The 22,861-nt window shown below is 43.7% G+C and carries 20 protein-coding genes; 6 read left to right on the top strand and 14 right to left on the bottom strand.

Annotated elements, in window-relative coordinates; genetic code table 11:
• Positions 1-2 precede the first annotated feature (2 nt).
• The 7 genes from AC57BQ_RS21655 to AC57BQ_RS21625 all read right to left on the bottom strand — a co-directional run bounded on the left by AC57BQ_RS21655 (position 3) and on the right by AC57BQ_RS21625 (position 9,666).
• Complete coding sequence (locus AC57BQ_RS21655; RefSeq protein WP_496408236.1) at positions 3-1,394, bottom strand: TolC family protein; 1,392 nt, start codon at positions 1,392-1,394, stop codon at positions 3-5.
• A gap of 173 nt (positions 1,395-1,567) precedes the next feature.
• Entirely contained in the window at positions 1,568-1,963 is a 396-nt protein-coding gene (locus AC57BQ_RS21650) for a hypothetical protein (RefSeq protein ID WP_496408235.1), read from the bottom strand.
• Positions 1,964-2,219: 256 nt separating this feature from the next.
• The gene (locus AC57BQ_RS21645) at positions 2,220-4,001 is read right to left on the bottom strand and encodes a DUF885 domain-containing protein (protein ID WP_496408234.1); all 1,782 of its coding nucleotides are present in this window, start codon (positions 3,999-4,001) and stop codon (positions 2,220-2,222) included.
• Between the two features lie 650 nt (positions 4,002-4,651).
• On the bottom strand, positions 4,652-7,498 hold the full coding sequence (gene uvrA, locus AC57BQ_RS21640) for an excinuclease ABC subunit UvrA (RefSeq protein WP_496408233.1): 2,847 nt from the start codon (positions 7,496-7,498) through the stop codon (positions 4,652-4,654).
• A 190-nt stretch (positions 7,499-7,688) separates the two neighbouring features.
• On the bottom strand, positions 7,689-7,811 hold the full coding sequence (locus AC57BQ_RS21635) for a hypothetical protein (protein ID WP_496408232.1): 123 nt from the start codon (positions 7,809-7,811) through the stop codon (positions 7,689-7,691).
• Positions 7,812-7,891: 80 nt separating this feature from the next.
• Positions 7,892-8,878 carry a phosphotransferase gene (locus tag AC57BQ_RS21630; protein ID WP_496408231.1) on the bottom strand — a complete coding sequence of 329 codons (987 nt, stop codon included), beginning with the start codon at positions 8,876-8,878 and terminating at the stop codon, positions 7,892-7,894.
• Between the two features lie 188 nt (positions 8,879-9,066).
• Positions 9,067-9,666: a 2OG-Fe(II) oxygenase gene (locus AC57BQ_RS21625; protein ID WP_496408230.1), complete on the bottom strand. Its 600-nt coding sequence runs from the start codon at positions 9,664-9,666 to the stop codon at positions 9,067-9,069.
• Between the two features lie 353 nt (positions 9,667-10,019).
• On the opposite strand from AC57BQ_RS21625, the gene AC57BQ_RS21620 reads away from it, so the two are divergent.
• The gene (locus AC57BQ_RS21620) at positions 10,020-10,409 is read left to right on the top strand and encodes a hypothetical protein (protein WP_496408229.1); all 390 of its coding nucleotides are present in this window, start codon (positions 10,020-10,022) and stop codon (positions 10,407-10,409) included.
• Between the two features lie 187 nt (positions 10,410-10,596).
• Here AC57BQ_RS21620 and AC57BQ_RS21615 read toward each other — a convergent pair whose 3' ends face one another.
• Positions 10,597-11,160 carry a lytic transglycosylase domain-containing protein gene (locus AC57BQ_RS21615; protein WP_255366953.1) on the bottom strand — a complete coding sequence of 188 codons (564 nt, stop codon included), beginning with the start codon at positions 11,158-11,160 and terminating at the stop codon, positions 10,597-10,599.
• A 450-nt stretch (positions 11,161-11,610) separates the two neighbouring features.
• Here AC57BQ_RS21615 and AC57BQ_RS21610 point away from each other — a divergent pair, with 450 nt between their 5' ends.
• Both AC57BQ_RS21610 and AC57BQ_RS21605 read left to right on the top strand, forming a co-directional pair.
• Positions 11,611-13,080 carry a pseudouridine synthase gene (locus tag AC57BQ_RS21610; RefSeq protein WP_496408228.1) on the top strand — a complete coding sequence of 490 codons (1,470 nt, stop codon included), beginning with the start codon at positions 11,611-11,613 and terminating at the stop codon, positions 13,078-13,080.
• Between the two features lie 409 nt (positions 13,081-13,489).
• Positions 13,490-14,617: a lactonase family protein gene (locus AC57BQ_RS21605; protein ID WP_496408227.1), complete on the top strand. Its 1,128-nt coding sequence runs from the start codon at positions 13,490-13,492 to the stop codon at positions 14,615-14,617.
• Between the two features lie 110 nt (positions 14,618-14,727).
• Here the strand turns inward: AC57BQ_RS21605 and AC57BQ_RS21600 are convergent, their stop codons facing one another.
• The 4 genes from AC57BQ_RS21600 to AC57BQ_RS21585 form a co-directional block, all read right to left on the bottom strand.
• Positions 14,728-15,213: a hypothetical protein gene (locus tag AC57BQ_RS21600; RefSeq protein ID WP_090469413.1), complete on the bottom strand. Its 486-nt coding sequence runs from the start codon at positions 15,211-15,213 to the stop codon at positions 14,728-14,730.
• A 54-nt stretch (positions 15,214-15,267) separates the two neighbouring features.
• Positions 15,268-15,429, bottom strand: coding sequence for a hypothetical protein (locus AC57BQ_RS21595; RefSeq protein ID WP_496408226.1), 162 nt, complete (start codon positions 15,427-15,429; stop codon positions 15,268-15,270).
• 76 nt (positions 15,430-15,505) lie between these two features.
• Positions 15,506-16,093, bottom strand: a complete 588-nt coding sequence (locus AC57BQ_RS21590) for a non-canonical purine NTP diphosphatase (RefSeq protein WP_496408225.1) — start codon at positions 16,091-16,093, stop codon at positions 15,506-15,508.
• A gap of 78 nt (positions 16,094-16,171) precedes the next feature.
• Positions 16,172-16,744 (bottom strand): hypothetical protein, encoded by a 573-nt coding sequence (locus tag AC57BQ_RS21585; protein ID WP_496408224.1) that lies wholly within the window; start codon positions 16,742-16,744, stop codon positions 16,172-16,174.
• A 180-nt stretch (positions 16,745-16,924) separates the two neighbouring features.
• Between AC57BQ_RS21585 and AC57BQ_RS21580 the strand changes: the two genes are divergently transcribed.
• Together AC57BQ_RS21580 and AC57BQ_RS21575 are read left to right on the top strand one after the other, a co-directional pair.
• Positions 16,925-18,367, top strand: coding sequence for a peptidylprolyl isomerase (locus AC57BQ_RS21580; RefSeq protein ID WP_496408223.1), 1,443 nt, complete (start codon positions 16,925-16,927; stop codon positions 18,365-18,367).
• 10 nt (positions 18,368-18,377) lie between these two features.
• Positions 18,378-19,340 carry an AAA family ATPase gene (locus tag AC57BQ_RS21575; RefSeq protein WP_090469425.1) on the top strand — a complete coding sequence of 321 codons (963 nt, stop codon included), beginning with the start codon at positions 18,378-18,380 and terminating at the stop codon, positions 19,338-19,340.
• Positions 19,341-19,520: 180 nt separating this feature from the next.
• On the opposite strand, the gene AC57BQ_RS21570 is transcribed toward AC57BQ_RS21575, so the two are convergent.
• Positions 19,521-20,384, bottom strand: a complete 864-nt coding sequence (locus AC57BQ_RS21570) for a Cif family virulence factor (protein WP_496408222.1) — start codon at positions 20,382-20,384, stop codon at positions 19,521-19,523.
• Between the two features lie 290 nt (positions 20,385-20,674).
• Here AC57BQ_RS21570 and AC57BQ_RS21565 point away from each other — a divergent pair, with 290 nt between their 5' ends.
• A complete protein-coding gene (locus AC57BQ_RS21565; RefSeq protein WP_496408221.1) occupies positions 20,675-21,346 on the top strand; it encodes a hypothetical protein in 672 nt (223 codons plus the stop codon).
• Between the two features lie 4 nt (positions 21,347-21,350).
• On the opposite strand, the gene cysS is transcribed toward AC57BQ_RS21565, so the two are convergent.
• Complete coding sequence (gene cysS / locus AC57BQ_RS21560) at positions 21,351-22,814, bottom strand: cysteine--tRNA ligase (RefSeq protein WP_496408220.1); 1,464 nt, start codon at positions 22,812-22,814, stop codon at positions 21,351-21,353.
• Positions 22,815-22,861: the final 47 nt, after the last annotated feature.

Below are 22,861 nucleotides of genomic sequence, written 5' to 3'. Positions count from 1 at the left end.
AATTATTTTAAGAGGTTTAAAACGGTATTGACCTGGTTTTCGGTAACGGCTTTCTGGAACAATGCACCGGAATAAGCGAATTTGGCCTGCGCCAGGTCTGTTTCAGCACGGTAAAGGATATTGAGGGCCGCATTAAGCTCAATAATATCGGTTAGACCGCTTTTATATAGCGACAGTTTTTGACGATAACCATCATTGGCGGCCTTTAACTGCCGCGGAATTTCCTGCAGGCGCTGCCGGGCCGTTTCCAGTTCTACATCAGCCTGGTTGGCGCTGATGGATAGCAGTTGCTTTTGCTCCGCCAGTTTTTGTGAGCTATAATCTGTAGTTGCCTTTTGAGTCCGCAGCTTCAACTGGCGACGGCGGATATCAAACAAATTATAAGATACACCAATGCCCACCAGGTAATTGCTGCGATCGACACCTAAGCCGCTCGACAAGCTGTTAAAATGGTCGTTAGCATCGATACTTGATCCACGACTCCAGGCCGCGGCTTCCAGCATGATCTTGGGGTTATAGCTTTTTTTCACCATAGCCTCGCGCTGTAAACTGTTTTGATATACCGATTTGTAATAGTTGATCAGGGGATGGTTAACCGTATCGGTGTTTAAGGATTGTACCACGGTCGACTGGCTGATCAGCGTCATTTCGGCTGTAGTATCCGGAACGATGGATTGATAGGGTAAACCACTAACGGACGAAAGCTGCAATTGAACCTGCTTTTGCTGGTTCACCAGCTCAATATAATTTAACCTGGCTTTTGACAATTCTGCTTCCGAAATACTGGTATCAACACCTGCCCGCACGCCACTTTTAGCCAGCGACTGTATAGAGTGCAGGATCTCGGTATTGCGCTTTATGTTGAGCGACTGGATAGCCAGCAGGTCATGCAGGCGCAGCAGTTGCAAATAGTTGCTGATGGTATACGCTCGTAATTGATACCGGGAACTTGCAAATTGATTTTGCTCTACCTGGATATCAGAATTGGCCACTTTGTTTTGGGCTCCATAGGAGCCAAAATTGTAGATCTCCCAGTCGAGCGCGGCTACACCCACCGTTGCCGATACGGCGGAGTTATTGCTTTCGGCGCGTACTTTAGAGTCGGCGGGGATAATGCCGAAACCAAAATAAGGGCCGGCCACATTATTGTTGGTGCCGATATCAGCCTGATAGTTAAGCCGCAGGTTAGGCAGCCAGTTGCTATGCGTTTCGGCAGCCTGGGTACGGCGGATCTTGATAGCTGCGGAATCGGTAAGCAGCGTCGGGGCATTTTGATCAACCCGGTTGAGCAGCGTTTTTAAGCTGACCACCGGATCATTGTTTTGCTGTGCATAGGTATTTATCCCCATGAGCAGGCTCACAGCAATAAACACGGTTATTTTTAAACTTTGCATATAAGTTTCTGAAAATGAACTTATACCGGCGCCTATACTTAAGCTGCTTGAAAAATGCTTTTAAAGCATGATCATTAAGGCAAGAAGCAATAGTAAATACCGGTAAATGATAGATAAACTAATTTGAATACATGATGGAGCATAAGCTCAGGGCCTGAGCGGGCCGCATCAACTCAAATTTTAAAAGTGCAGAAGGACAAATAGGAATATTGTGAATCGGTAACTGACCAATTAATAGTAAGTAAACGCTGGGGATTGAGTTTCCAGAGGCGCTGTGCAAACAACAACAGTATAAAGCTGCCCACCACCATGTTTAACAGGTCGATAGCCGATTTTTTATCATTCATGACAAACTTATCGGTACGCTGAAAAAAGTTGATATGGGCAAGGCTGGCCACTGTAGTTTCGGTCTTCCTTTTAAAGATGGAATTATGACTTACGGCTGCTTCGGCAACCGGCCCTGTTAAACGTGGTAAAAAAAAGATGTGCGATACGGCAATAAAAATATAACAGGCAGCTATGAATAGCACTTGCAGCTTTTTAAAGATATCTGTACGACTTTGTTTCACGCAGGCAACAATTTTATACAACAAAGGTCAAAAAAAACCAAATTGTTTTATGCAAAAATATTGTTGCAATATGAAGTATAGATGAACTTTAAACAAAGGCCTGTCATATAAAAGGCGTCATTGCGAGGTACGAAGCAATCCCAAACTATACAGAGCCGTCTTTTTATTCGATCTGTCTATCGGGGATTGCCACGCTACGCTCGCAATGACGCGTGTGGCAATTGTTTCATCAAGGCTGTGGCGGCCTCTAATTTATCTATTGTTTTGCGGCCCAGGCGTCCATTTTGGCTTCAAATACGGCAAGCGGCATCGAGCCATCTTTCAGTACCTGGTTATGGAATTCGGCGAGGTTAAATTTGCTGCCCATCTGTTTTTCATATTTATTACGGAGCTCGCGTATTTTAAGCGCCCCTATTTTATAGCCCAATGCTTGACCCGGTATGGCCATATAGCGCTCAATTTCGGCAGTTGCACCTTGCTCGCTGATGGCTTCGTTATCCATCATATATTTAATGGCTTGCTCACGGGTCATGTTTTTGGTATGTATGGCCACATCAACTACTAAGCGGATGGCACGGTGTATCTCATCGCCCAGCGCGCCCATATATTGATAAGGGTCGGTATACAGTCCTAATTCTTTACCTAAGGATTCGCAGTATAGTGCCCATCCTTCTACATAGGCATTTTCATTGCCATCAAACCTGCGGAATTTGGGTAGTGAGGCGTTTTCCTGCGTTAAAGAGATCTGGTAATGATGACCCGGGATAGCTTCATGCAGGAATAATGACTCCATGCCCGAGGTAACGTTAAACTTGGTGGCATCTAGTATAGGCACGTAAAATATACCTGGTCTACTGCCATCTGCCGATCCGGGATTGTATTCGGCACTGGCCGATGCTGCCCTGAATGCTTCCGTTTGCCTGATCTCGAAAGGTGTTTTAGGCACGTGGTTAAACATTTTTTTCAGGTTGGGCTCCATGCGTTTGTGGATGTTTTCAAACGCGGCCAAAACCTCTTTTGGGGTTTTGTACGGGGTGAACTTAGGGTCGGTTTTCATGTATTCAAAAAACGCTTGCAGGTCGCCTTTAAAACCAACGCTGGTTTTGATGCTATCCATAATACCACGGATCCGGCTTACCTCTTTCAGGCCGGTTTGGTAAATTTCTTCGGGTGTTTTGTCGGTAGTGGTTTGTTGTTTTACCAGGTAAGCATATTTTGCGGCACCATCCGGCAAAGCCGAATAACCCGAAGTTGCGCGGGCATGCGGCAAATATTCCGTTTTTAAATAATCGGCCAGTTTTTTATAGGTGGGCGAAATAACAGTGGTGATGGCTTTTTTATAAGCCTCAGTGAGCTGCTTTTTATCCGCGTCAGAAAATCCTTTAGGCAGATTAGTAATCGGTCCGTAAAATAAACTTTTTGCAGGGTCGGTAACTACCAGGTCTTGCAGTTCGGGGATGGCTTTTAGTACCAGCGCTTTGGGTAAAACTACGCCCGCTTTAATGCCTTTATTAAAATTGCTGATAGCAGTATCGGCCCATACCGAAAACGCCGATACGCGTTTTAGCCAGTCGTTATAATCCTTAACCGTTTTAAATGGCTGCGCGCCAGAGCCCGAGCCTAACTGACCAATAGTAAGCGGCAGGGCATAAAACTGGTTAAAAGGCATGTATTCAAAATGCTGTTTAAAGCCATCCAGCGCAAGCTGGGTCTCGTAGACAAAAATATCATAAGAAAGCTGATCGGCCTCACTCAAGTCTTCGCGGTTAAAGTGTTTTACCTGGGCCAGGTAATTGGTGTAAAAAGCCTCGGCTTTAGTCAAAAACTCAATGGAACCATCATTGGGCAACTGATCGTTATAACGGTTATCGCCAATGTTTGTGGCATTAAGCGGATACAGCTTTAATGACTCTTCAAAGTAATTGTTAAATACTTTGGCCAGTTCCGGATTGTCGGTTTTGGAAGAGCTGGTTGTTTTGGGTTGGTTACAGGCGGCCAATATGGTCGCGGCAAAGAGGTATAGAAAAGTTTTTTTCATTTTCAGTTAGTAGTTAATGAGTAAAGCTAATAAAATGAAAATAAAGAAAACTGTGCGTGAATCACCTTTTAACGGAAGGGCTTAATCCTCACCATGTCATTGCGAGGAGGAACGACGAAGCAATCGCGAATAGTGCAGGATTGTTTTGCATGGCGTAGACCCGCTCTTGGCCGCGGGAGGGCAAGTTACTTTGTAGCCACAAAGTAACCAAAGGGCTTTCAGCAGAAATGCTTCTGGGCCGCACATGGCCTTTGCCCTGCAAATCGGACAGAACCAGGGCTGCAATTATTTTGCCCCACTTCGTTCGCGCCAATCCTACACTTCAGCAAAAACTTGCTATGCCCCTGCGATCGCACCGCCCACCATTGTTCTGCCCGCTTTCGCCCGAAGCTTATCTGCTGACGGGGGAAAGTGCAACGTTCAATCAATAATTCACTAAATCAATAATTAAAACTTGTCCGAAGCTTACCTGCTGAGGGGGAAAGAAAAAAATAAAAAACTATGTCATTGCGAGGAGGAACGACGAAGCAATCTCCTCACGTACACTCTACTCATGATGAGATTATTAATGTTGCTAATTGTTTTTAAGGTATTAATGAACTCCCTACGGTCGGTTGTCCACGCTTCGCTCGCAATGACATATGGGATATTTATTTTATCCCCATTTCCTTTTTTAGAAACTGGCCGGTAAAGCTGTTTTTAACCTTGCATAGTCCTTCTGGTGTGCCGGAGAACAGGATATTACCCCCGCCCGATCCGCCTTCGGGGCCAAGATCGATCACGTGGTCGACCACTTTGATCACATCCAGGTTGTGCTCGATCACCAGCACGGTATTGCCTTTGTCAACCAGTTGGTACAGTACACCTAACAACACATTGATATCTTCAAAGTGCAAACCTGTGGTTGGTTCATCCAATATATAGAAAGTATTGCCGGTATCTTTTTTGGATAACTCGGTGGCCAGTTTAACACGTTGCGCCTCGCCACCTGATAAGGTGGTTGATGCCTGACCCAGGGTGATATACCCCAAACCTACATCATACAAGGTTTTAACCTTGCGGTAGATAGATGGGATATGCTCAAAAAATGGAGTGGCATCTTCAATGCTCATGTCCAGTACATCGCTGATGGATTTACCACGGTAGCGTACTTCCAGTGTTTCGCGGTTGTACCGGCGACCGCCGCATTCTTCGCAAGGCACTTGTACATCAGGCAAAAAGTTCATCTCGATCACTTTCATGCCGGCTCCCTGACAAGTTTCGCAACGCCCGCCTTTTACGTTGAACGAGAAGCGGCCGGGTTTGTATCCCCTGATGCGGGACTCTGGCAGGGCCACATATAGGTTGCGGATATCGGAGAACACCCCGGTATAGGTAGCCGGGTTGGAACGCGGCGTACGACCGATAGGTGTTTGATCGATCTCGATCACCTTGTCGATATTTTCCAGACCCTCAATTTTTTCATAAGGCAAGGGTTGTTTCTTGGCCCTGAAAAAATGATGGTTCAATATAGGATATAATGTTTCGGTAATTAAGCTTGATTTACCACTGCCAGACACTCCGGTAACACCGATGAGCTTACCCAATGGAAAATCAACCGATACTTTTTTCAAGTTATGGCCAGTCGCTTTTTTTAAGCTCATTGTTTTGCCGTTACCTTCCCTGCGTTTTTCTGGAATGGCAATGGAGCGCTCGCCATTGATATAGCTGGTAGTTAGTGTATGCTCGGCCATAAGTTGCGCCGGGGTTCCCTGGGCCACTATCTGTCCGCCATGCACACCTGCCGCCGGGCCCATATCAATCACGTGGTCGGCTTCCAGTATCATATCTTTATCATGCTCTACCACTAAAACGGTGTTGCCCAGGTCGCGCAGGTTTTTGAGCGCGTTGATGAGGCGTTCGTTATCGCGCTGGTGCAAACCGATGCTGGGCTCATCCAGGATGTACATGACATTCATCAACTGTGAACCTATCTGCGTAGCCAAACGGATCCGCTGTGCCTCGCCACCAGAAAGGGTTTTGGCGGTACGATCAAGCGTTAGATAACTCAAACCTACATCCAGCAGGAATACAATACGGGCACGGATCTCTTTCAGGATCTCTTTGGCTATCACATTCTGGCGCTCGGTAAGCCGGTCTTCCAGGTTGGTGAACCACTCTTGCAGGGCACGGATGTCCATACAAGCCAGCTCAAATATGTTTTTATTGTCGACCTTAAAATGCAGCGACTCTTTCTTTAACCTTGCACCTTCACAAACCGGACAGGTTTTCAGCACGCGATAGTTTTCCATATCGTCCATGCCTTCGTCGCCGCGGCGTTCCTGCTGCTCTTCCAGCATACGTACAATACCATCAAAAGTGATCTGGTAGCTTTGTACGTTCCATTTGTTATATTCTACGGCAACGGTGATCATATCCGGCGATCCGTTCAGGATGATATCCTTTTGCTCGGGTGTCAGTTTGTCGATCGGTGTCGACAGTGAAAACTCATATTTTTTGGCCAGCGATTTCAATACCTGAAAGATCCAGGTTTCGCGGTACTCGCCGATTGGGGCAAGCCCGCCATTCATGATGCTTAGTTTGGGGTTGGGAATAACCGAAGCTTCATCAACCTCAAAAATATAGCCCAGGCCGTTACATTTTTCGCAGGCGCCATAAGGCGAGTTAAAGGAAAAAGTATTGGGTTGCGGCTCGTCATAAGATATGCCCGATACCGGGTCCATCAGGTACTTGCTGTAGTACGCAACGTTATTGTCCTTATCGCCTACGCGAATGATGCCTTTGGCAATTTTAAGGGCTGTTTGTACCGAAGTGTATAAACGTTTGCTGTCTTTTTCAGATACCACCAAACGGTCAACCACAATATCAATATCATGGATCTTGTAACGGTCAACCTGCATTTTGGGTTCCACATCGGCCATGGCGCCATCTATCCATACTTTCAGGTAGCCTTGCTTGCGTATCGATTCAAAAAGCTCACGGTAATGACCTTTACGGGCTTTTACCACCGGAGCGAGGATGTTTACCGGCTGCCCGTCGAATTTTTCCGTAATGGTTTTCAGGATCTGATCTTCGCTCATGCGTTCCATCTTCTCACCAGTGGTGTACGAGTAAGCCTCGCCGGTACGGGCAAAAAGCAAGCGCATAAAATCATAGATCTCGGTAATGGTACCCACGGTCGAGCGCGGGTTTTTGCTGGTGGTTTTCTGCTCAATGGCAATAACCGGGCTCAGGCCTGATACCTTATCCACATCGGGGCGCTCCATACCGCCCATGAACTGACGCGAGTAGGCCGAAAATGTTTCCATATAACGGCGCTGTCCTTCTGCATAAATGGTATCAAAAGCCAGTGACGATTTGCCGCTGCCACTTAAACCGGTGATCACCACCAGCTTGTTGCGCGGAAAAGAAACATCAATATTTTTTAAATTATGTACCCTGGCGCCATAAACTTCAACTTCGCTTTGTTCGCCCAGGTCAACGGTTATTTCGTTCATATATGTAATTGGTACCAAATTTATTAAACCCGGGTAAACGGGTTTACTTTTAAAAGCGTATGTAAGATAATGCGTTTAAAAGAAATTGCTAAAAAATTAAGCAAAGATACAGAAAATTGATGTGGATTTTATGCTAAGCATGTCAGCATAAGGTTAATATTTATGGGGTTAACCACCGCGCTATCCGAAGTCAGAGGCTTCGGATAGCGCTGCCAATGGCTTTGTCATCCTGAACTTGTTTCAGGATCCCACAGGACAAGCTGATCATCATGCTGTACACTTTGCTGATGGGGTGCCGAAACAAGTTCGGCATGACCGGCTTTTGCAAATTGTCAGAAAAGCTTGTCACTCATAGCTTATCGAAGAGCGTACGCCAACCGAAGACATTAGATGCTAATGATTATGCGCTATAATATGCAACGCTTCATCCAGCCTCTTCAAACCCAAATTATGCTGCAACTGTTCCCTGTGAACCTGTGCATATTGCAGCCGGTTATCCATATCGGCCAAACTGAGTTTGCCGGTCCAGATGCGGTCATGAAATTCCCTGAAGCCGGGTACCGGCATGTCCGGGTCGATAGCCTTGTCAGGTGTTTTGCCAACTATGGTAAAAACAACAAAGTAAAACAGATGCAGGATCTGGCGCATCAGGAAAAAACGGGCATGTTGATATTCGGTAGCTTCCTGGCCGAAATAAGCTTCCAGGTAAATCTTTTCATCATCCTCGTTCTTCACCAGAAAATTGGCCATGATGGACAGATCCAGGTAGCGGTCGTTCAAAAAGGCGGCTTCCCAGTCTACGAGCCAAACCCGCTCGCCGTCAAACAGGGTGTTTTCGGGTTTAAGATCGTTATGGCAGCCTACCATATCTTCGGCATTACGGGGGTAGATGCTTTTTACCCGGGCATAAAAGTCGAATAGTTCAGCTGTTATATCATCAGGCATCAATTTATCGGCCCGGAATTTTTCAATGAACTCTCCAATTTTATCCAGATAGTTGATGCGGAAAGGGAAAGGCGGCAACGAATGCAGTCGTTTAAGCAAAGCTGGCAGTTTTGTTTTAGCCTCCTCCATCGGGAAAGGTTTGGCTTCTATAAAATCAATAATGGCAATTCGGTCTTCCACATGGGTATACCAAACCTTGGGCGCTATGCCAGCTTCGGCAGCTGCTTCCATACAGTTATACTCTAGGGTAGGATCGGCCATGGCGTCGGTACGGGTAATGATGCGGAGCAGGTAAGGCTTCCCGCCAACTACGATCCGGAAAACGAGGGCCGATGATAGTCCGGCGGTGAGCTCACTGATCTCTTCCAGTTCGGTAGTGCCAAAAGTTGTCAGCAAAGCATGGTCAACAGCAGTTTTTTTGGTCTCGGGAATCATAAATACAGGCTTTAAAATGGTGATGATGAGCCAAATATATTTATGGTTTTTTACTTTCGGCGGCTTTTAAAAGTATATTTTTTACGCCGTACTTTTTGGATAATATTTGCGTTTACCCAGTATATGCTCTTTATGCTAAAGGGATAATCAGTTGCATAATCCAGTTGTCTGGCCCACGCGTTTCAGCACTATATGGCATTCACTTTCAACCAGCCGGTTATACTCATCCTGGGCTTGTTGGTACATAATACCTCATGCTCCAGTTCGCCGCTTTTAAAGAAAACACTTTTCCTGTTTTCGGGAGATATATGCTGCAATTGATCGCCATGATGAATACATAGCTCGCCCCCATCAGCCTGTAGCCAATCGGGGTTTAAATAGATGATCATGGAATACTTTCTGTCGTCGTTATTCCTGAACTGATCCAAATGTTTTTTGTAGAAAGTGCCGGTATCATATAAGGTATAGTGAAATTCATAGCCTGTTATGCCGGTATAACAGGTACTGTTTAAATGACTTACAAAGCTATCCATCAAATTAAAAAAATCATTTTCGTGCTGGTCATTGTGTTTACGGTCGAGCCAGTAAATGCTGTCACCCCTTACGGAAAGGTTGTGTGCCACCAATTGATCGTTGCCGGTTCCAGCCGCCAGGAGTAGCTTTTTGTTGTACAGGGCAAGCAGGTTTCCTTTCAGATCGGCGGCAAGCGCCGCGCTTAAAAAATGATCGGCTATGCCTACATGATTATCAATAAAGCTATCAATGAGTTCATCAAATATTTTTTGCAATTAGCTATGATTTAGCAGAGGGTTTGGGGCAGTGGTATTTGGTGAAGGTAGTTTTAATTTATGATTTGTTTGTAGGGGATAACACTATAGGTGTTTGGAAGAGATAAAACCCGTTGTCATTTCGAACGAGGAACGAGGAGAAATCTTCTGCATTAAGCAAATCGCAGAAGATTTCTCCTCACCCTTTACGCTGTCCATCGCTGTTCGTTCGAAATGACAAACTTTTTAATGGAAATATGATTTTCCGAACAAAGTGATGATAACACCAACCGCCAACTATCCGATATTTTTCAATATCTCTGTAGCATTTTGCTTTTTGACCCGTACTATAAATAAATCATTATCATAGAATTATGAAAAAGCAAATCCTGTTGTTGAGTACTGTTATAGGCTTATTTTTTATGGCTTCGTGTAAAGACAATCATGAAAGCCAGAGACCCGACGATGAAAAAAAACTTACGGCACTTTATGCCGATATTCAAAAAATGGCCCAGCAAATTAAATGTGAAAATGCCGGCGACTGGAAATTTGCAGCCATAGGTTCAAAGGCTTGCGGCGGACCAACCGGTTTTGTAGCCTATTCCATCAAACTGGATACAGCGGTTTTTCTGCAAAAGGTACGATCTTATACAGCACAGCAGGATGCGTTCAATAAAAAATGGAACGTAAGTTCTGATTGTATGGCGATTCTTCCACCCAAAAGCGTAGCCTGTGAGGATGGGAAGCCGAAGCTTATTTATTAAGATCCCGGCTTCTATTTGGCTGAAACCATGCTATCCACGAGCTGAAAGCTCGCGGCAGAGATTCACTAATTCAGTCATTCACTAAATCACTAATTACCAATTACCAACAAAAAAAGGCCTGCTTTCCATCTGGGAAAGCAGGCCTCGGGGTGCTCCGTAATGTATTCTTTAATTAATTAAAGATCAATTAATTAAAATTCAGCAATGATGAAGGCGGGGTCATGGCGAAATAATCGCTGTACCCGTACTTCTTGGGTTGCTGGATAATTGCTTTCATGGCAATAAGCTTGTAAACATATGAACCGGTTTCGCGGTTCAGGCTCATGCGGAAGTAATTATCTTCATTCTGTTTGTTAATAGCCCTTTCCAGCTTAATTGAACCGTTGTTGTAAGCGGCTGCAGCCAGTGTCCAGCTATTAAATTCACCGTATAGTTCTTTGATATACTTGCAGGCTGCAATGGTTGATCTGCGCAGATTGAGGCGCTCGTCGACCCCATGGCCCACTTTAAGTCCGTAAGTACGCGCGGTGCCCGGCATAAATTGCCATAAGCCACGTGCCCCCTTGGGCGAAGTACCTTCACAAAGGCCCGACTCCACCAGCGGGATGTACTTAAAATCATCGGGGATACCATAAAGCCTCAAAAGCGGTTCAATAACGGGGAACCATTTTTCGGCTTTGCGATGCAGAATAGTCGACTGAACGGTTTTGAAGTTATGCTGTTTAAGCGATATCTTCAGTTTCCGTGTCACCCGCGCATCGTTTACAGGTAAAGCTTCGTTTGCAAAATTGTATGCATTTGCATTGCTTTTTATAAAAATAAATTTCGAGTTCCGATGGCTAATATCTCCAGTGCTCGCAACCTTTTCATTGATGGTTGTGCTGAAAATATTGAGCTTTGAAATGAGAACCAGCACTAGCATTACGGAGCACGTAAATAAGTGTTTTTTGATCATTTCTTTCTTTATCATTAACTATACATTTGGTTAAAATGTGTTGCAAAGGTATGTTATACAAGGCACATAATCAAATACTTAGCAAAATGCTAAAGATTTTAGTTGCGGTTTTTGGTTCAAAAACTGGCTTTAAAACTGTTTAAACCGGGTTTTTGAACCGCTTAAATTTTTTGCTTTTTTTGATTAAAAATTGCCAAAAAAGCGTATCTTTGACCCTCACGCTGCGAAAGCGCAAAACAAAAAAATATGGTATTTAAGAGACCAACAGGTAGTCGCGACGACAAGCCAAAAAGAACAACAGGCCGGAGCTCCAGAAGCGACGATAAACCCAAAAGACCTGCAACCGCAAAAGGCAAAGCCACTCCAAACGGAGAGAAAAAAAAATTCACCAAGCCAGAACCAAAACCTTTTCAAAGCAACAGGTTTAGCGACGACAAACCCAAAAGCAATTTCAGGGATGGCGCTTCATCATCTGGCGGAAGATCAAAACCTTATTCAGGACGTCCAACAGGTGATAGTCCATCGGGCGATAAAAAATCATTTACACCACGCAGCAAGCCATACTCTGGCAGGCCAACTACCGGTGGCGATGAAGAAAGACCAAAAAGAAGTTTCGGTTCCAATTCAGCAGGCGAAAAGAAGCCTTATTCAGGCCGCCCATCATCCGGTGAGGACGAAAGACCAAAAAGAAGCTTTGGCGGCAGCGCAGCTGGCGACAAAAAACCATACTCATCCCCACGTACCCGCTCATCTGCAGGTGCCGAAGGTAAACCCAAAAGAAGTTTTAGCGAAGGCGGCGACCGTAAGTTTGGCAACAAGCCAACCGAGGGTGGCGATCGTAAGTTTGGTAACAGACCAACCGAAGGTGGCTTTAAAAAACGCGACGACGCTTCGTTTAAGGACAAACCTTACCGTGATAAACCATCACGTGATCAGGATGCACCTACCAGAACCATGCGCGGCCGTAAAAACCCCGCTGAACCAAAAGCAAAAGACGATGGCCTTATCCGCCTGAACCGTTATATTTCAAATGCCGGTATCTGCTCACGCCGTAAGGCCGATGAACTCATTATTGCCGGTGTGGTTTCTGTTAACGGTGTAGTGGTTGATGAGCTGGGCGCCAAGGTTAACCCACAGAAAGACGATATCAAATATAACGGCGAAACCCTTCGCCGCGAAAAAATGGTTTATGTACTATTGAATAAACCAAAAGACTATATCACTACTACCGAAGATCCGCAGGAACGCCGTACGGTAATGCACCTGGTTGAAAAAGCAACCAAAGAACGCATTTATCCTATCGGTCGTTTAGACAGGAATACTACCGGGCTATTATTAATGACTAATGATGGTGACCTGGCCGACAAGCTGTCGCACCCGCGCAGTAATATCAGCAAGTTGTACCAGGTAGAGCTGAGCAAAGCTTTAACCCAGGGCGATTTGAACAAAATTGGCTTTGGTGTTGAACTGGAAGACGGCTTGATAAAACCCGACGCGGTATCATACGTAGCCGGTGGCACAAAAAGAGAAGTAGGTATACAGATACACAGTGGTAAAAACCGTGTGGTACGCCGTATTTTTGAAAGCCTGGGTTACGAGGTAGTAAAGCTTGACAGGGTGGTATATGCCAACCTCACCAAGAAAGACCTGCCCCGCGGCAAATGGCGTTTCCTGGACGAGAAAGAAATTATCCAACTGAAACACCTGATCAAATAAGATTGGTAGAACTATGATTTTTGGACTATGGGATTTTGAGACTACAAGATAAAAATCTTAAAGTCCTATTATCACAATATCCCATAGTCGCAAAGTCCAAAAATCAAGATTCAGAAACAAAAACAGGGCTATTTTTAGCCCTGTTTTTGTTTAATATGCTTAGTGTCAATATATTAATACTTTTTAAAGCTTTCAAAACCCATCAGAAATTTGTTAAAAAGTGTTAAAATGGCGTTAAAGCTTTGGTAAAATGGGTAATTATCAAGCCTTTTCATCCCATTTTTGATCAGAAATTGTTAAAATAAAAGGTTTAAAAAGTTTTTATTTCATGATCGATAGCTGTTGGGAGGGAGGGCCGTTTTTTTAGCAATTTTGTTAACTTGCGCTTCGTAACCCAATTTCATCTCTCATGAAAAAAATTGTATTGTTCGTCGCCATGCTATTGCCATTGCTAACCTATGCGCAAAGCAAAAAAAAAGGCCCCTCAACTTATGACCTTGTTATTGGCACCTATACCACAGGTACCAGTAAGGGTATAGCGGTTTACCGCTTTTATGCCGAAAGCGGCAGGCTGGCCTACCTGAGCCAGATTGATGGTGTGGTAAACCCATCCTATGTGACCTTAAGTGCCGATAATAAATTTATCTACGCTGTAAATGAGTTACCCAAAGGCGAAGTAAGCTCTTTTTCATTTGAGCCAAAAACGGGCAAGATGCAGTTCATCAACAAGCAATCATCACTCGGTGCCGACCCTTGTTATATCACAGTGGATAAGGCCCGTAAGAACGCCTTTATAGCCAACTATTCAAGCGGGCAGGTTACGGTAATGCCTATCAATAAGGATGGCTCATTGGCCAACGGTGTGGAGACGGTAAAAAACGATGGTACTGGTCCTAATAAAGGGCGCCAGGAAGGGCCGCACGCACACATGAGCATACTATCGCCCGATGAAAAATACGTGCTGTACAATGATCTGGGAACTGATAAGGTACACATATACCGCTTCCGCTCAGGTAAAAGCTCTCCTTTAACTGAGCCAACATCGGTAAGCGTAACCCCAGGCGATGGTCCGCGGCACCTGGATTTTTCGCCGGATAAAAAACATGCCTACCTGGTAACCGAGATGGGATCAAACGTATATGTGTTTGATTATGCTGGCGGTAAGCTTAAACAGAAACAAATCATAACCTTGCTTCCGGAAGGATTCAAAGGTCAAACCGCTGGCGCTGCTATCCATATATCGCCAAATGGTAAATTCCTGTATGCCTCTAATCGTTTAGAAACTAACGAGATCATTGTGTACTCCATTAACCAGGAAACCGGCGAGCTTACTTTTGTACAGCGCCAATCATCTATGGGTAAAAACCCACGCGATTTTGCTATTGACCCCACAGGTAAATTCCTATTGGTAGCTAATCAAAACAGCGACAGCATATTTGTATTCCGGATTGATCAAACTACCGGTCGCATAACACCAACCGGCTTTAAACTGGAAATTGGTAACCCGGTATGTTTGAAATTTGCACCAGCCGAATAAGCCCAAAGCTTAAAGCAGAAAGCCAATAGCTATAAAAATAAAAAGCTCAAAGCTGTAAAGGAAGTCCTTTTTAGCTTTGAGCTTTTTGCTTTAGGCTTTTAGCCTTAAAATTAATTGCTTTTTGTAAACGAATAGATAATATATCCGGTACCACCACTACCAATGGCAACCGGCGATTTTAGGGTCATGGTTGAGCCGTTATTGCTGGCAATATCTAAACGATAACCTTCGGCTACGTTTTTGGCTTTATCGCCTTCGTACAATTTTTTAAACTGGAATTGTGTGCCTGTGCTGCCACCATTATAAACCGACCAGAATATAGTTTGTGAGGTACCGTTCGATAAAGTATACACACCATTACCACTATTGGTTAGTTTCCAGGTACTACCCGCAAATGCTTCAGGGGGAGCCTGATCAAATACATTTTGAACGGCATTTTGAACAAGGCCATCATAACTTACGTTGTTTAACGTCCAGGTACCCACAAATTTGCCGCGTGATACATTATTAGAGACCGTGTTTTTTTGGCCAGAGCAGGCTGATAAAACAAGAATAACGGATAAGATTGCGATTGAGGTTTGAAATATCTTTTTCATGATTGGGGTTATTTTATGGCATAAGAGCATAAATCTTGCCAAACATAGCTAAGCTCAACAGTTTTTTAGCTTAAGCTTTTTTTGCATTTCGTTTAAGCGTTTATTAATGGCCTCTGCTACCTGGTCTGCTTCTTTAATATGAGTAAGGCTATTGGCAAATTGCTGATCAGTGTTTTTAGAAAATACGGCGCGGCTTAAATGTAATACGGTTTTCATGGTTACTTCTAAAAGTTTAGGTATACGAACTTTTAAACGGAATGTTACGCGTAGGTTAACCGAAAAACAATTATTTCTACAGCCTGCTTGTGGTGCTTAAAAAATCGATGAGCTTATCAATAGCTCTTGCACGGTGGCTAATGCTATTCTTTTGGTCCATGCTCATTTCGGCAAAGGTGATGTTGTATCCCTTAGGTTCAAATATGGGGTCATAGCCAAAGCCCTCGGTACCGCTGAGTTCGGTACGGATGTTGCCTTCAACTGTTCCGTCAAAAAAATGTTCCTCGCCATTCCAGATCAGGGATATCACGGTGCGGAAACGTGCCTTTCGATTTTTTTCGTCATGTAGGTTTTGCAGAACCTTGTTGATATTGGCGGCATGGTTGCCATGATCGCCGGCATAGCGTGCGGAGTAAACGCCGGGCTCGCCTTTTAGGGCGTCTATTTCCAGGCCGCTATCGTCACCAAAACAGTTCAGTTTATATTTCTGGTAGATGTATTGGCTTTTTATAGATGCGTTTTCGCTGAAGGTAGTGCCGGTTTCTTCAATATCATCAGTACAACCAATGTCATCCAGGCTTACTAGTTCAAACCTGCCTTTTATTTTGGCTGATACCTCTTCAAGCTTATGTTGGTTATTGGTTGCAAAAACTAATTGCTGCATATTTTGTGGGATGAAGGATAAAAAGATCAAGGATTTTTGGACAGAAAGACCAAGGACTAAATACTTCGGACTATAGACTTATAAAGCTTTCATCAGCTCCCAGAAAACTTTCTTGTTATCGACACTGGCCATCATCTCATCAAAACTGAAACTATACAGTGCCGTGCGCGATCCTGATGTTTTTGGTGTGTTTAAGGCGAGTGAAGTAAGGCCTTGCGGTATGGCTGCCTGTCCTAATAACAGGAGCTTTACAGGTTTAAAAAAATCAGCAAGCTGACCAATCGTTGCCCCGTTATATTTAGCCATGTTGAGTATAACCACATCGTCAAGCTCAAATTCCTTGCGTTTCAGTATGTTTTGCAATGCGGCCAGATGGGCATCAGCAATAAACTCCTGATCGGGATAGTGAACCAGTATTAAAAAGTTTTTTAAATTTTTGCCCAGATAATTAAAAGTAAGCTCCGGCGTTTTTACCTCAGGCTTAGCTTCTTGAGGTATAGTGTCAATGGTCGGTGTTTTTATTTCGGGTTCAGATTCTTCAATATTGGGTTGAGGTATTTCTCTTTTTTCGTAAAAGGCTTTATCTGTATTTAACAGATAAAGTTCATCCTGTAATATAAAGCGCAGGGCAACCGGGTTTTCAACTTTCACTTTAACAAATTTTAACCAAAAGTAGTTAAACGGTTTCAAGCTTTATAGCCATATTAGCACAATTATAGGCAGTTATATGTAATTGCCGTTTTTTGTTCAGCTATAATTAATAAATTTTACCGAAATTCGAAGTTTTTAACGGACTATTGATCCGTATTATTTAGAGTATAAGTGCATTACATGAGAAAGTTAGGGATATTCATTTTAAGTTTTGTTTTGATCATATCAGTTGCCCACGCGCAAACCAAAGTTGATTCAACTGCAAAAAAAGCAGCAAAGGCTGATTCAACAGTGGTACCATCGGGCCCGAAGCATACTTTAGATAAAATTGCGGCCATTGTGGGTAACGCCCCCATATTACAATCAGATATTGAACTATCATATGCTCAATTCCTTGTTCAGGGTAACCAGCCGGATCCGGGCGTAAAATGCCGTATTCTGCAATCCTTATTAACCCAAAAGCTATTGGCACAACAGGCCGCTATTGATAGTATTGAGGTAAAAGAGGATGAGGTTGATAACAATGTTGACCGCCGCATGCGCGAAATGACCCAAAGAGCAGGCGGCCAGGAAAAACTGGAAGCCTTCTTGGGTAAATCAGTTATTCAGTATAAAGACGAGATCCGCCCCGACCTGAAAGAGCAAATGGTTGCGCAGAAAATGCAGCAGCACATCACCGAGAAGCTTAATGTGACCCCGCAGGATGTTAAAACCTATTACGATAAGATCCCGAAGGATAGCTTGCCATCTTTTAATAAAGAAGTAGAAGTTGGCGAGATCGTATTTCAGCCGAAATTAAATAAAGAAGAAAAAGAACTGTATAAAGAAAAAGCAGAAGAATTGCGCCAACGTATTAAAAAAGGCGAAGATTTTGGAACGCTTGCCCGTTTATACTCTCAGGATCCGGGATCAGCACCTGATGGTGGTGATTTAGGCTTTGCCGACCGTACAACCTTTGTGAAAGAATTTACCGCTAATGCCTTCAGGCTTAAAGCGGGTGAAATATCGCCGGTGTTTGAAACGGATTTCGGCTTTCACTTTTTACAAGTGATTGAGCGCAGGGGCGAGCAGGTGCATGTTAGGCATATATTGATTGCCCCGGTAATTACCCAGGCCAGTTTAGAAAGAGCGAAAGTAAAGGCCGATAGTATTTACACCCTGATGATGACCAATAAGAAGATCGACTTTTCAAGTGCGGCTGCTTATTACTCCGATAACAAGGATACCAAATACAATGGCGGTATGATGCTGAATGCAGAAAACGTTCAAACCCGTACAACCTTTATCCCTACTGATAAGCTTGATCCTAAGGTTGCCCTTACTGTTGATACTATGAAAATTGGCAGCATATCAAAACCTGATGTGTTTACCGGTGCCGATGGTAAAAAAACATATAAGATATTATACCTTAAATCGGCAACAAACGCGCATAAAGCCAACTTAGAGCAGGATTTTCCTAAACTAAAGGATATGGCTTATGATGATAAAACAAACCGCACAGTAACCCAGTGGTTTGAAAAACGCAGAAAAGAAACTTTTATTAAGATTGACCAGGAATATCAATCCTGCGATATATTAAAAAAATGGATCACCCCGCCAACAACTACCGCGCAAGCTAAATAAAACTAACACTATGCAACACCGATCTGACGTGGAAGCTGCCGATGCTTTAAGGCAGGCATATCAGCAAATACGCTCCGAAATAGGTAAAGTTATCATCGGGCAGGATGAAGTGGTGAAATTTGTTCTGGTATCCATCTTCAGCAACGGTCATTGTTTGCTGGTTGGGGTACCGGGCCTTGCCAAAACCCTGCTGGTACAAACTATTGCCAGGGTGCTTGACCTTGATTTTAAACGCATACAATTTACACCCGATCTGATGCCATCAGACATCATCGGGTCTGAAATACTGGGTGAAGACCGGAATTTTAAATTTATACCCGGTCCGGTTTTTTCCAACATTATCCTGGCCGACGAAATTAACCGTACACCACCAAAAACGCAGGCTGCCCTATTGGAGGCCATGCAGGAGAAAGCGGTTACGGCTGCTGGTATTACCCATAAGCTTGCCCAGCCATTTTTTGTATTGGCTACGCAAAACCCCATTGAGCAGGAAGGTACTTATCCCCTGCCCGAGGCGCAGCTTGACCGCTTTATGTTTAGTGTGGCATTGGATTACCCCTCTTTCCAGGAAGAACTTCAGGTGGTTAAAAATACCACAAGTACGGTACAAACAGATGTTAATAAAATACTGAACGCCTCCCAGATCATTTATTTTCAGCAGCTGGTACGTAATATACCGGTTACCGATCATGTGTTGGAGTATGCTGTTAAGCTGGTATCCAAAACCCGCCCCAATGGCGAGTTTGCAACACCACAGATCAATCGTTTACTGAGCTGGGGCGCCGGTCCAAGGGCATCACAATTCTTGATCCTGGGCGCTAAATGCCATGCGGTGATCAATGGTAAGTATTCCCCCGATATTGAGGATGTACAAGCGATCGCTAAGCCTATTTTAAGCCACCGTATTGTACGCAGCTATCACGCTGAAGCCGAAGGGCTGTCGGCCGCTGATATTATCGAGCAGTTGTTTTAAATTTATTTGCTTTTGAAGTCATGCCGAACTTGTTTCGGTATCCCATATGCAAGGTGTACATCATGAGCAGTTAATCGTATCCCGAGGGATCCTGAAACAAGTTCAGGATGACATATTAACGATAAACAAAAAGGGCCATGTATTAATACATGGCCCTTTTTGTTTATCGGATTATCCGTTTTATTCGTTTTCAATTGCCGAGAACACCTCCAGCAGGATATCCCATTTTTTTGTTTTATCCAGCTCCCAGATACGCACATAGTTGTAATTACTTACTACGTTGCCTTTAGTTATACGGGCATGGCCATAAGTATAAGCCAGGTCGTTACTGGCAGAGCGGCCACCGTCTGTAGTTTCGGCGGTGATGCTGATGGCCTGGTTGTTAATGAATTTCATAATAACATCCGGACCTGTCATGGGGTCGAACCCAGGGAAATAATAACGGGCCTCGGGGCTTAAAAACTCTTTGTAGCTGGCCAGTGCAGATATGGTTAATGAATGATTAAATATCTTGTCGGTATTTACAATGATGCTTTTTGCGGTAAAGGGATCTTTACTTGGCGCCGCACGAGCAGCAGTAGGGTCTTTAAAATCTGTTACTTCTTCCTGCTCAGGCTCTGGGTGCTGTATCCCCAGGTCTATCAGCAGCTTTAGCTTACCTTCGGCATCAGAACGCCAAACAGAAACGTAATCGCCAAAAACCTTGTCGTCTTCGCTTTTACCGTTGGTGTAAGTATAAGGCCCGGCAGTAAAGGCTAAATCGCCATTTGCTGATATGCGGCCAAATTTAGGTATCCAGCTCAGTTTGCCTGCTTGTTTGTCAATATTAGAGTAAAAATCAGTGATCTTAACAGCATTGGGTTTAAAAACTATGCCTTCAGGATCGGTAACGGCTAAAAAGCCATCCTTTATGCCTCTGCGCTCTACTAATTTATTAAAAGCTTCTTCGGCACTAACCACCTTATTTACTTGTGCGGGGGCAACTTGCGCCAAGGCAAATGCACTGTAACCAATAAATGTAGCAGCTAATATTATTTTCTTCATGGTCATATTAGATTTTGGGGCAATTTAACAATAAATTTTAAGTCGGGAATGTAATTTGAATTAAGGTGATAAGTAAATAACCCCGCAGCATCGCAGCTAAATAGGTTCATATTTGAAACGAAGGGGTTGATATTTAATTGTAACTGAGCGAAGCTAATCATGCAAAAACTGGTACCTAACGGCAAATATTAACTAAATGCGTTGAATTAAAAACTAATTAACCGCATAGCACTGATTATGTTTTGATTAAAAAAAGCATTATGCGCATATTTATAAAAAATTACGTTGTAATGAACAAATTTATCATCTGTTTTATAGCTATGGTATTTGGTTGTTTAGCCAGCCACGCCCAGATAATACATGACTTGCAGGGTAAGCCGTACATGGAGCAATCTTATACTGAAGTTGAAGGCAATCCATTTCTGATCAACGGCTGGGCCGAAGGGGCCATTGACTTTGTTAATGGAAAATCAGTAGCCATTAAGGTGAAATATGATTTGGTAAAGGATTTGCTTTTATTTCAAAATAAAAGTGATACAACGGCGCTGTATTTTATTGAACCGGTAAAAGCCTTTAAGTTTACCAGTTCGGCTATTGAAGATAGTAACATTCTGCTTCCAACGTTTAACAGTGGCTATCCTGCTATTGATAACCAAACATCTTCTTCGTTTTACCTGGTGATTGCCGGTGGCAAAACGCAGTTATTAAAGCATTACAGAAAAGTAATACGTACCGATAAGCCGTATGGTTCCGCTACCACTTCCAAAACATTTGTACTTACCGATATTTATTATCTTTTTACCAATAATCAGGTCAGCCGGATAAAACCCAGCCAAAAAAGTATCCTCGCCGCTATGGCGGATAAAAGCACGGAAATACAAGCGTATTTAAAAAATAATGCTGTAGACTATAAAAACGATGCGGCCTTAGCCAAGCTGTTTAGCTATTATAATTCGCTTTAACAGCTCAGGATTTGCTCCAGTGGGTACCATCTTTACTGTCCTTTAACTGAAAGCCTATTCTGGCCAGGCCATCACGTATCTTGTCTGATATGGCATAATCTTTATTGATCTTAGCCTCGCTCCTGAGCTCAACTATCAGGTTCAGTACATTCGGCAGATCGTCATTGGCAGCTTGCTCGTCCTTTAAACCCAATACGTCCAGCACAAAAGTGTTCATCAGGGTTTTAAGCAGTTGCAAATTGGTTTCATCTATCTTCATTTTGCCATCATGAACCGAGTTGATAATGCGCGATGCTTCAAATAGCTCAGCAATAAGTACAGGGCTATTAAAATCATCGTTCATCGCCGCGTAACAGCGCTGCAACAGGGGCTCTATCTCAATTTCGGTAGTGCTGCTTGCCTTTAAGCCGTTAAGCAGCGCAAACGCGTTCATTAAGCGTTTAAACCCTTTTTCAGATGCCTCCATCGCTTCGTTACCAAAATCAAGCGTACTGCGGTAATGGGCCTGCAGCATAAAAAACCTCACGGTCATAGGACTGTAGCCTTTATTGAGGATAGAGTTATTGCCGGTAAAAAGCTCATGTGGCAAAAAGCTGTTGCCTAATGATTTTGACATTTTTTGTCCGTTAACCGTAAGCATATTGGTATGCACCCAGTAATTGGCTGGGTTTACACCGCAGCAGGCCTCATGCTGGGCAATTTCATTGGTATGATGGGTAGGTACCAAATCAATGCCACCGCCATGTATATCAAACTGGTTGCCCAGGTATTTCTGGCTCATAGCCGAGCATTCCAGGTGCCAGCCCGGGAAGCCTACGCTCCAGGGTGACGGCCATTTCATCAGGTGCTCGGGTTTGGCTTTTATCCATAAGGCAAAATCAAGCTTGCCATGTTTTTCGTCCTGACCGCCGAGGGTGCGGGTGTTGTTTAACAGGTCTTCCAGATTACGGCCGCTCAGTATGCCATAGTTTTTGGTTTTGTTGTATTTCTCCACATCAAAGTACACAGTGCCATCAACTTCGTAAGCATATCCTTTTTCTAATATCACCTTTACCATTTCTATCTGCTCAATAATATGGCCGGTAGCTGTAGGTTCAATACTAGGTGGCAGCGTATTAAATATTTGCATTACATCATGAAAGCCAACGGTGTACTTTTGTACAATTTCCATTGGTTCCAGCTGCGCTATTTTTGCTTTTTTTGATATTTTGTCTTCTCCTTCATCGCCGGCATCGCCTTCCAGGTGACCTGCATCGGTCACGTTACGAACATAGCGAACCTTGTACCCAATTTGAGTAAGGTATCTGAAAATGAGGTCAAATGATATATAAGTACGGCAGTTACCCAGGTGCACATCACTGTAAACAGTAGGGCCACATACGTACATGCCCACATGGGGCGCGTTAAGCGGTTTAAATTTTTCCTTTTTACGGGTTAAAGTATTATAAACAAACAAATTTTGTTGCATGAGCGCAAACTTACGATTTTTTCAATTTCATGTTAGCTTATAGAATC

This window comes from Mucilaginibacter sp. BGA-UO-ETr-C110 (genome assembly GCF_059567985.1).
This window is presented reverse-complemented; position numbering and strand designations above follow the sequence as displayed.

Coding starts and splice junctions, on each gene's coding strand:
- AC57BQ_RS21655 (WP_496408236.1), bottom strand. CDS start 1,394: ATGCAAAGTTTAAAAATAACCGTGTTTATTGCTGTGAGCCTGCTCATG.
- AC57BQ_RS21645 (WP_496408234.1), bottom strand. CDS start 4,001: ATGAAAAAAACTTTTCTATACCTCTTTGCCGCGACCATATTGGCCGCC.
- uvrA (WP_496408233.1), bottom strand. CDS start 7,498: ATGAACGAAATAACCGTTGACCTGGGCGAACAAAGCGAAGTTGAAGTT.
- AC57BQ_RS21635 (WP_496408232.1), bottom strand. CDS start 7,811: ATGCCGAACTTGTTTCGGCACCCCATCAGCAAAGTGTACAGCATGATG.
- AC57BQ_RS21630 (WP_496408231.1), bottom strand. CDS start 8,878: ATGATTCCCGAGACCAAAAAAACTGCTGTTGACCATGCTTTGCTGACA.
- AC57BQ_RS21620 (WP_496408229.1), top strand. CDS start 10,020: ATGAAAAAGCAAATCCTGTTGTTGAGTACTGTTATAGGCTTATTTTTT.
- AC57BQ_RS21610 (WP_496408228.1), top strand. CDS start 11,611: ATGGTATTTAAGAGACCAACAGGTAGTCGCGACGACAAGCCAAAAAGA.
- AC57BQ_RS21605 (WP_496408227.1), top strand. CDS start 13,490: ATGAAAAAAATTGTATTGTTCGTCGCCATGCTATTGCCATTGCTAACC.
- AC57BQ_RS21600 (WP_090469413.1), bottom strand. CDS start 15,213: ATGAAAAAGATATTTCAAACCTCAATCGCAATCTTATCCGTTATTCTT.
- AC57BQ_RS21595 (WP_496408226.1), bottom strand. CDS start 15,429: ATGAAAACCGTATTACATTTAAGCCGCGCCGTATTTTCTAAAAACACT.
- AC57BQ_RS21590 (WP_496408225.1), bottom strand. CDS start 16,093: ATGCAGCAATTAGTTTTTGCAACCAATAACCAACATAAGCTTGAAGAG.
- AC57BQ_RS21580 (WP_496408223.1), top strand. CDS start 16,925: ATGAGAAAGTTAGGGATATTCATTTTAAGTTTTGTTTTGATCATATCA.
- AC57BQ_RS21575 (WP_090469425.1), top strand. CDS start 18,378: ATGCAACACCGATCTGACGTGGAAGCTGCCGATGCTTTAAGGCAGGCA.
- AC57BQ_RS21570 (WP_496408222.1), bottom strand. CDS start 20,384: ATGAAGAAAATAATATTAGCTGCTACATTTATTGGTTACAGTGCATTT.
- AC57BQ_RS21565 (WP_496408221.1), top strand. CDS start 20,675: ATGAACAAATTTATCATCTGTTTTATAGCTATGGTATTTGGTTGTTTA.
- cysS (WP_496408220.1), bottom strand. CDS start 22,814: ATGCAACAAAATTTGTTTGTTTATAATACTTTAACCCGTAAAAAGGAA.